This window comes from Burkholderia sp. YHN3-13, from assembly GCF_055810675.1.
Map to the genome: position 1 here is coordinate 1 of NZ_JBVVNQ010000045.1, position 8795 is coordinate 8795.

The following is an 8795-nucleotide window of genomic DNA, read 5'->3' on the forward strand; positions in this document are numbered from 1 at the left end:
GGGCAATATGGTCAGCGATCGACAGGACGGCGCCGCTACTGCGGCGCCGTCGTATAAAAAACTGGGGAAAATTACTTCGACGAAAGTGGGGAGTATCTATCCGACGCTGACACTCGAGCAGCGGCGTGCCGAAATACTGCGACACGTCCCCCCTCAGGAAGGACATTTCGCCCAGTGTCTGACCATGCGCGACGGCTTTCACGTCGCCTTTTGCGATGGCCTGCATCAGCGATTCAATTGCTCGTCGGTCACCCATACGCCGACTGGTCAGCTCCGCCCATGTGAGCGTCGAATCTTCAGCCAGTGCAGCTGGTTCAGCCCACCGCTCCGCACGCTCATATAAATCCGCGATGGACTGACGCTCGACCGGACCGCCCTTCATCAGGTCTTCGCGCCAGCGGACGTCCGAACGGATTACGCCGGCAGCTTTCATGCGTTCGAGGACGATGGGTGGAACGGCCGCCAGTTCACAGGCGTCGACATCGGAAATCCAACCGGCGCGTTGTCGCTGGATACGCTCAACCTCAGCGCATGGAATTTCGAACAGCTGGCCACGCGTGCCAGTGCGCCGTGCACGGTGCTCGCACTCGCCATCGAGAATGGATTCATGCAAACGTGAAACGCTGACGCCAATGGCCTTCGCGGCATCTGGCGCGCGCATGTATCCAGTCGCATCCTCGGCCATTGCTTTGGTCGAATCCAGGCCCAGGACGCAATCGGACTTCTGGGCAGCGACATCGATGATGATTTGCAGCAGGGGCTCGAGCGTCGTGCCCTGGCACACCTTGCGCAGACTGATGTACCAGTCGCCGAGCAAGGTGTTCAGTGTGCGGGCATCCTTGCGACCGGCGGCAATGCGCTGCTCGACGTGATTCCGAAAACCGGTTGGCCAGTCGGTCAACAAGGCTTCGAGCGGCGAGAGGAATTCGACCGCGTCGGTGACGAATTTCGGCAATGCCGCGCCGCGCGGCAACCCGGGGCGCGTCGGGTCCGTATATTGGCAGAGAGTACGAATGACCTTCACCAACACATTGATGTCCACGCCGTGCAGGGGCGGCTTCACGCTGCCAGCCTGCTGCCCGTTGCTCGCAATCAGCGTCGACAGCCACTGCTGCGCCCGGGTCGCCGGCACACGCGGCAGGCTGCTCAGGTCATGGCCGCACGAGCACAATCCAATGTAGAGCCGCTCCGGCGAAAGGTGCTTCCCGCACGCGTTGCACTGGTCGACCAGCAGGATTCTATGGTGCGGACATGCGGTGACATAAGCGTGTTCCCAGTGATGTCGCAGGTAAGGCGATTCAGCCAGACACCCCGGACACACGGCGTCAGACTGAGCACGGTGCAGACGTCCCCAATCCCGGGTGAGGTTTTCCTGCTGCCTGGTGAATTCGGTCCATGCCGGCTCCAGGCCGAGGTTACGCGCTACGTCATCCGTGCGAGTGAGCAAGGCGCGGCGATTGCGCTCGATACCCGCCGTACTTGCCAGGTCGCGCCAGTTGAAAAGGGCATTGTCGGCGGAGAGACGCCGGTAATACCCCATCCCGGATTCGTCGTCCCGGGGGGCATAGGTGAGAACTAGGCTCATTGCTTATCTCCTGACATTTTTCGAACCGGTACGGACGTCGCGTTGCTCATCAGAACGTGAACGTATGCCTGTTTCAGGGCCGCCGGGTCCACGCCCGGGCCATCGATTCCCGAATCCTGGAAAGCCGGTCTGTGCGGTGACCCAGCGTGGCTAACGTATTCAGTTGCCCTCTGGCAGTCTGCGTATGTAATGGCGCGCGGTGCTTCGTTCGCCTTCAGACTGGCCAGCTCGCGCATGAAGTCAGCGAGTACCCCAATCAGACCCCCGGTGAGCAGATAGCTCTGCTGCGTCAGCACGCGTGGGGGCACGTCAATCGGATAGCCCGCCGCCGAGAACAGGCGCGCATAATTCACAACGCACGAGATGTAGGCTGCCATCTGGTCAGCGATGCTTGCGTCGTACGGAAGGAAATTGCGAGCAGGGCAAGCACGACGACGCAGCTGTTCATTTGCTGAAAAAAGTCGTTCGAGTCGCGGAATGCCGAAGAGAATCAGCGTCATGTCGAGCGTGTCCGCCAGGGTCTTGAGCCAGTCGCTGGCTGCGCGCGGAGGCACCCGTGACCCTTCATCTACGAGGTGCGATATCTCGTCAAAAATCACGACACGTGTGCCAGCCAGACGAAGCTGCGTCACCATCAAGTCGAACATCGCGCCCGCCGTCATGCTGCCTGGAACCTGAATGCCCAACGCACGCAGCACACTTTTAGGAAGCAGTTTGGCCGTTGCGGATTGGGGCACTTCAACAACTAGGACGGGCACATGGCGCCGTCCATCGATGCGGTTTTCAGGGTAGTCGCGAGACAGGTTGGCGATGAGCGAGGATTTGCCCACACCGCTCGGACCAGGAACCCGAACGACTTTGGGCGCAAAGCCAGTAAGGGCGTCATCGATGCGCCGTTTGAGCGCAGTGAGGTGCTCCACAAACATGGGATGCGGAAGTTCGCAGGCCTCAATGTCTCTGCGCAGTTGTTGAGCTGGCGTCACAGCAGTTTCTCTCCGGTGTTTCTGTTTACGATGTGCATTAAAGGCGCGTTGTCGTACGAGATGGCGTCGGGCTGAAGGTCTTCCGCCGGCAACGACTGATTGGTCGAAGGTGCAGGCCCGAACGGCGCTGTCGCTGAAAGCGGCCGGTCGATGGCCCTCTGGACAGCCGAGTCGTCTTTGGCGCGGCGCACGGTTTCCTTGTTTTCCTCGCGCTTACTGCGGGTTCTGCGCTTATCGGCTTTCCGGTTGCCGGTGACCGCCTCGTCCATGTCACGCTCGAATTGGACCTTTTCGTCCGGGACCGTCCAGTTAGCCATGCCCGAATCGAATCGCGCTTTGGCTTCAGCAAAGGTCCACGCCGGCGTGTCCTCACGAACGTGTTCGTGCGTCAGCGTGACGAGCGGAAGGTCATCTCCCTCGTACACGTATGCCTGGCGGAAGTCGTCGGGGTTGTAGACTACGTGCAGCTGCGAGTGGTCGCCGTACTTGGCCAGCAGATACGACATGGCTTTGCCGCGGTACCTGAATCCATGCTCAAGCGTGATGCCAGTCTTGGCGCTCAACACGCACATCTTGTTTTCAAAGAGTGCAGCCATCCATTCACGACGCGCCGGCGGCATGGTGATGGGTTGTCCCATTTCTTCGGTCTGGTAGGTCAGGCGCTCAAGCGGCGTCTTTCCCTTGACCGAATCGACCAGCAGTTCATCCCAACGCAGCCGGTCGAGCGGGGTGTTGACCCAGACCTCATATAGCCACCTGACAATCCATTTCTCGAACGCGTCGAGGGTCATCAAGTCGTCGCCTAGCGCCTCCGGGTCGCGCACGCCATCCTTTCCTTCAAAGCGCGTGCAGCCCGAGAGAAGCTGCAATGCCTCCTTGAGCGCTCTGTTCAGGCGCTCGATGAATGGTTTGCCTTGAGCTTCCTTTGCTTTGCAGTGCTTGACATCCATTCCAAGCCGCTCAAGGCGGACGATTCGTCCGCCCTTGGTCTCCGGACCATTATCAAAAATGACCAGTACGGGCGTGCCATAAATGTTCAGCGCATGAGCGATACCAAGCTCCTTGAACCGGGCTGCCTTGGCAGGCGTCAGATACATCTCAAGGCACACCAGCGAATCCATCTCGCGCGGCGAACCGATGACGAGGTGCCATCCCACTGGATATCCGGTGCAGACATCAATTGCGAGCACCAGATAGATGGTCCGGGCGATGCCATGGGGCGTACGAACAACGAATGGCAGGTGAAGAGCATCCTGCTCAATCCGTGCGAACGGGAACGCTGCCCGTATCCGTTGCTTCGCGAACGACTTGCCGGCGACCCGGTTTAGCGGGTCCATCCGGTCGTATTCGGCATCGACGGTCAGGTCATGAATCCTGGCACACACGAACTTCCGACTGATAGCGTGCCTGGCAACATGCAGGCCACGACGACGAGCTTCACGGTTGATGTATCTAGTCAGGTCGAGGACAGTCCACCCGGATTCCGTGACCAGAAATCGGTCCTGGATGACCTCTTCGACAAATTCGACGAGGTCTTTTGAATATCTGGCCGTCGCATTGCCCTTATTTTTGTCACCCTTGAGAACCGGCAAGCCGAGCAGTTGATTCATGTGAGCCCGGTACAGGGTTGCTCGCGACGGAAACGGGCAGACAAGCGGCTTGTCTCCGTTTTCCATCTGATAGGCTTCACGGGCCAAAGGTATCGCTGCGTTAAACGACAGACCTCGTTGCTTCCGGATGGCATCAATACGCCGCAGTGTGTCGTTCAGCAGGCGGACCTTACTGTGCAATTCCGGATTGTCGTATTGGGCGGCAATGCTGATGCGCGGCATTCCCTTTCGATGCAGGACCAGACCGCCTTCCGAAATCTGGGCGCGGATGTCGTCGTATTTGACATAGCGGGCCTCACATTTCTCGGCATCGAAGAGCTGGATGGAGCCGGCATGCAGGCGAGCGTCTATCACCTCGAAGCAGCTGTCCGTTTTTCCGGGCAGCGCCAACTTGTCTCCGGCGCGCAGGTCGGACATCATGGTCGCAGCTCCTCAATCAAACAGAGGTGGCCCAGGTCGCCATATGCGGCCGACAGTTCCAGCGTGGCGCAGATGTGGTGATGCGCCAGGTCTGCCTGCAGCACACCAGTGGCTAGCAGTTGAGGAATCAGGCCCGTCGGAATATCGAGGTCGGCACACAGCGCGCGCTGCAGCACCGGGCCGGCTTCGCAATAGCGTTCGACCCGGTCGATGATGTCCGGTGTCAGGTATTCGTGGGCCCGAGCTATTGCCGGCTTCAGCAGTTGGGCGTTGACGACGACCGGGTGCCATTCATCCGCGGGCACGACTACCGTGGAGAGCGGATAGCAGTACGCCTCCATGATTTCCTGGGCCCGCGCGACTTTGGCCCAATACCGGTCGTCGCCCTCGAAGCCCTGAAGTTTTACTTCATACGCGCGCTGTAGGCCATCGGCCTGAACGGTGGCGAAGTCTGGCGTGTACTCGGCTTCCTCTGTGCGACCACCACGCATCCTGCGCGCATCGGACAGTTCCTCGCGCGTGAACAGCAGCCGTTCACCGACCAGGTCGACGGTGAACGGTTGCTGCTTGAACGAACGTACGCGTGGGTCGACGCTGAGCATGTGCGCTACCAGGCGCTCCGCGTCGGATTCGACGGTAATGTGGCCGTCGGCCTTTTCGGCATAGGTGCCGATTCGGGCCTTACCGTACGTCCGGGCCGTGAGCCGGACACCGGCGTTCGCGGCGCTCTGGCGACTACGGACGCCATAGGATGGTGCGCTTCTCATTTCGCACCGCCGGCTGGCGTTTGCAGTCGGCTGCTGGTCGAGCTGGTCGTCCGGGACGCAACTGCAGCCCGTCGGGCTGGTGAGCTGGAAAGTAAGGATTTTGTCAGCATTCTGTCCTCGCAAAGATGGCTTGCTAAGGACGTGTAGCGCCGCCGATTTTGCGTCGGTCGTATACGACCGAAAATTGCCGTGAGAGAATTCCAGTCCCTGAAACACAGAGGCGCGAGCAACGTCGAGAGGGAACGATGGAAGAATCGCCACACAACCGTGACCGGGCGCCGGGCCAGCCCTACGAGCAGTGGGAAGAAGAGGCGAAGGGGCTTATAGAAGAGGGTATGGACCGGTGCGAAATCGGCTACAAGCAGCTTTCTCGGATGCTCGAGGAGCTGGGAATCGAGGAGTCGCCCGACCAGATAAACCGCAAGGTGAATCGTAAGCGGTTCTCGGCAGCATTCCTGCTCGCCTGCTTGCGCGCCATGGGTGTGGAGACCATTTCGCTCAAAAAGGAACCGAGTATTGTGAAGGCGACGTAGGCAGAGGGCCGTCCACTTCGACGGATTCGTCCATGGCCAGACCTGTTTCATTGCCGGCTCCCGCGTCGTACCCTCTCATAAATAGGGGCCTAACCATGCGGGCGGTCGACAGGCAAATACAGGTTCATTCCTGATACTACGTGCCGGCGTTGCACCGGCGTGGGTTTACCACCGTAGGCAATAGTCAGGAGATTTTCAAGATGGTTGGACTCTCGAGCCGACGGTGATATCAATAATTCCCTGTTGGCAGCGACTACTATGCGTCCGCACATCGGGCCGGTTTCGAGAGAGGACCGGTATCATCTTGCCTTCGCCCCGACACTTGGCATCACATGAATCAAGACCTGAAAAAGACGCTGTGGGCCGCTGCCGACAAGCTGCGCGCTTCCATGGACGCCGCTGAGTACAAGCATATTGTCCTCGGCCTGATTTTCCTCAAATACATATCGGACGCATTTTGCGAGCGGCGTGCGCAACTTTCTGCGGCATTTGCCGACGAGAGCGACGACCTCTTTCTGCCCGACGCGACGGACCATGTCGTGGCGCTGGAAGAACGCGACTATTACACGATGGCAAATGTCTTCTGGGTGCCCGCGGTAGCACGCTGGGAGACGTTGCGCGCGCAGGCAAAGCAGGCTGACATCGGCGTGCGGATTGATGCGGCGCTCGAGGCCATCGAGGCCGACAATGCCCGCCTGAAGGGCATTCTCGACAAGCGCTTCGGCCGCACGCAGCTCGAACCGGGCAAGCTCGGCGAGCTGGTGGACCTGATTTCGAAGATTGGCTTTGGCGAAGGCCACCACGCGAAAGACCTGCTGGGCGAGGTTTACGAATACTTCCTTGGACAGTTCGCCACCGCCGAAGGCAAGAAGGGCGGACAGTTCTACACGCCCGCCTCAGTGGTGCGCGTGCTGGTAGAGGTCTTGGCTCCGCATCAAGGGCGCGTCTACGACCCGTGCTGCGGCTCAGGCGGCATGTTTGTGCAGAGTGAAAAGTTCATCGAGTCGCACGGAGGGCGGGCGGACGACATCAGCATCTACGGACAGGAGGCCAACCCGACTACCTGGCGTCTGGTTGCCATGAACCTCGCGATTCGCGGCTTCGCAGCAGACCTGGGCAAGGAACCCGCTGACACGTTCCACCGCGACCAGCACCCCGATTTGCGCGCCGACTATGTGCTGGCGAACCCGCCGTTCAATATAAGCGACTGGGGCGGAGAGCGTCTGGCCGATGACCGGCGCTGGGCACATGGCACGCCTCCAGCTGGTAACGCGAATTATGCGTGGCTCCAGCATATACTGCATCACCTGAGCCCACACGGGCAGGCGGGCGTGGTGCTCGCCAACGGTAGCATGACCAGCAACCAGAACAGCGAAGGCGACATTCGCCGTGCCATGGTTGAGGCCGATGTTATCGATGTGATGGTTGCCCTGCCGCCGCAACTGTTCCTGAATACACAGATACCGGCATGTCTCTGGTTTCTCACCAAAGACAAGAGTGGCGCACCGATTGCCGGTGCAAAGCCGGGGCGTGACCGACGCGGCGAGGTGTTGTTCATCGACGCTCGCAAGCTCGGGCGAATGGAGTCGCGCGTGGTGCGCGTCTTCGATGAAGAGCACATCTCGAAGATTGCCGGGACCGTGCATCGTTGGCGTGCCGATGGTGAGGATGGTACCGACGAGCCTTATGCCGATGTGCCGGGCTTCTGCCGGTCGGTGAAGCTGGCCGAGATTGCGGAGCATGGGCATTTGCTGACGCCGGGCCGTTACGTTGGTGCGGAGGCAACTGAAGACGACGACGAGGTGTTCGATGAAAAGATGGAGCGCCTGACCTCACAGCTTTTCGAACAGATGGCGAAGGGAGCGGAGCTGGATGCCGTGATTCGCGAGAAACTCGGGCGACTTGGCTATGCAATTTAAGATGCGCCCCCTTGGTGAATTCGTGTCACTCGTATCGGGTAATACGCCTTCGAAATCAAACCCGTCCTATTGGGGTGGTGTGACGCCGTGGGTATCGGCTAAGGATATGGGCGATTTCTGGATTGAGGACACCGAAGACCATCTGACAGAATCTGGGGTTAGTGTTGCCTCCCGACTTGTTCCTCCTGGGACAGTGCTTTTGCTGACGCGAGGAATGACGCTCCATAAACGAGTTCCAATTTGTCGGGTTGCACGAGCATCGACGTTTAATCAAGACGTGAAAGCCGTGCTTCCTAAGAATGGGCTGTTGGCGAGGTTTCTGCCGTACCTACTCGTGGGTAATCACAACAGGTTGCATGAACGAGTCGATTCGGCAGGGCATGGTACTGGTCGGTTGAATACAGACTCGCTGTTGTCGGTTCCCGTGTACGTGCCATCACTTTCCGAACAAGACAGCATTGCTGGCTTAGGTGAAGCGATTGACTGCAGATTGCGACTTTTACGCCAAACCAACGCCACACTCGAATCCATCGCTGAAACCCTGTTCAAAAGCTGGTTCATCGACTTCGACCCAGTGCGCGCGAAGGCCGAAGGCCGCGAGCCGGAAGGCATGGACGGCGGAACGGCTGCGCTGTTTCCGGATTCGTTCGAAGTTTCGGCGTTGGGGGAGATTCCGACTGGGTGGAGGATTGGAAAGCTTAGTGACGTGGCGTGGAATCCGCGTTCGCCGGCGAAGCCCGGTCAGATGCCTGCCAGCACACCGTACATCGGTTTGGAACACATGCCCAGGAAGTCGATTGCGCTCGACAACATGGGTACCGCAGAGGGATTGGAGAGCGGGAAATTTTGGTTCGAATTCCGGGATTGCGTATTTCGGCGAACGTGATCAGCGATTTCGGTTGAACGTGATCAGTGGTTCCGATTGATGGTGATCGGCCGTTTCGGTCGAAGGTGATCGCTGATCACCGGTTTCCGAAA

7 protein-coding genes are annotated in these 8795 nt (G+C 59.3%); 3 read left to right on the top strand and 4 right to left on the bottom strand.

The features are described 5' to 3' along the window. The 4 genes from AC0KUR_RS37350 to AC0KUR_RS37365 all read right to left on the bottom strand — a co-directional run. Positions 1-1585: TniQ family protein (locus tag AC0KUR_RS37350; RefSeq protein WP_473377341.1), on the bottom strand; the 1585-nt coding region annotated here is incomplete at its 3' end. Next, positions 1582-2568 carry a TniB family NTP-binding protein gene (locus AC0KUR_RS37355; RefSeq protein WP_473377342.1) on the bottom strand — a complete coding sequence of 329 codons (987 nt, stop codon included), beginning with the start codon at positions 2566-2568 and terminating at the stop codon, positions 1582-1584. The genes AC0KUR_RS37355 and AC0KUR_RS37350, both read right to left, overlap by 4 nt. After that, positions 2565-4598: an integrase catalytic domain-containing protein gene (locus AC0KUR_RS37360; RefSeq protein ID WP_473377343.1), complete on the bottom strand. Its 2034-nt coding sequence runs from the start codon at positions 4596-4598 to the stop codon at positions 2565-2567. Before AC0KUR_RS37360 ends, AC0KUR_RS37355 begins: the two co-directional genes overlap by 4 nt. After that, complete coding sequence (locus AC0KUR_RS37365; RefSeq protein WP_473377344.1) at positions 4595-5365, bottom strand: hypothetical protein; 771 nt, start codon at positions 5363-5365, stop codon at positions 4595-4597. Before AC0KUR_RS37365 ends, AC0KUR_RS37360 begins: the two co-directional genes overlap by 4 nt. A 245-nt stretch (positions 5366-5610) precedes the next feature. On the opposite strand from AC0KUR_RS37365, the gene AC0KUR_RS37370 reads away from it, so the two are divergent. The 3 genes from AC0KUR_RS37370 to AC0KUR_RS37380 all read left to right on the top strand — a co-directional run bounded on the left by AC0KUR_RS37370 (position 5611) and on the right by AC0KUR_RS37380 (position 8703). Further along, positions 5611-5898 carry a DUF6471 domain-containing protein gene (locus AC0KUR_RS37370; RefSeq protein WP_473377345.1) on the top strand — a complete coding sequence of 96 codons (288 nt, stop codon included), beginning with the start codon at positions 5611-5613 and terminating at the stop codon, positions 5896-5898. Positions 5899-6230: 332 nt separating this feature from the next. After that, entirely contained in the window at positions 6231-7817 is a 1587-nt protein-coding gene (locus AC0KUR_RS37375) for a class I SAM-dependent DNA methyltransferase (protein WP_473377346.1), read from the top strand. After that, the gene (locus tag AC0KUR_RS37380; protein ID WP_473377347.1) at positions 7807-8703 is read left to right on the top strand and encodes a restriction endonuclease subunit S; all 897 of its coding nucleotides are present in this window, start codon (positions 7807-7809) and stop codon (positions 8701-8703) included. The genes AC0KUR_RS37375 and AC0KUR_RS37380 overlap by 11 nt, the downstream gene beginning before the upstream one ends. Positions 8704-8795: the final 92 nt, after the last annotated feature.